This is a genomic window from Xenorhabdus sp. PR6a, from assembly GCF_028599065.1.
GTDB classification, from domain to species: domain Bacteria; phylum Pseudomonadota; class Gammaproteobacteria; order Enterobacterales; family Enterobacteriaceae; genus Xenorhabdus; species Xenorhabdus doucetiae.
On record NZ_JAQRFJ010000208.1, the window covers coordinates 1 to 586 of the forward strand.

The window sequence follows — 586 nt, forward strand, 5'->3', positions numbered from 1 at the left end:
TCTTAATCGATAACCCTTTATTTAAGATAGAAAAAAGGCTTCATTTGTGATTGGATAATTGTCGCCAAACAAACCCTCAAAACACGCATGAAGCCTATGACAATTATCTGTACTAGCTCAGACCTGACCTGATGAGATGGACGTCCCACATGGCGTCAATTATACCAAAATGAAATAGCATACTCATTTTACGGGAGCGTCCATCATGCGTAATAAAATTCTTGGTATTGATTTAGCAAAATCGGTCTTTCAGCTCTGTTTGCTCGACGGTAATCGCGTTATCTTTAATAAAAAAATGACCCGCAATCGGCTACTGGATGCTGTCAGGCAAATGGAACCCGGGACTTTGGTGGCAATGGAGGCTTGTAGCACTGCCCACTATTGGGGGCGAATGATTGAGGCTCTTGGCTTTGAGGTTTGCCTTATCCCCCCTCAGCACGTTAAAGCTTTCGTCAAAAACCATAAAAATGATGCCAATGACGCTTTGGCAATTTGTGAAGCAGCCAATCGGCCTGATATGCATTTTGTGCCGGTAAAAACCCTTTCTCAACAGGATCTGTGTGCACTCCATAATGTCCGACAGTCA

General features: G+C 43.3%; 1 protein-coding gene. It reads left to right on the forward strand.

The annotated features are described in order from the left end of the window. Positions 1-205: 205 nt before the first annotated feature. On the forward strand, positions 206-586 hold a 381-nt coding region (locus tag PSI15_RS18380), incomplete at its 3' end, for an IS110 family transposase (RefSeq protein ID WP_273584770.1).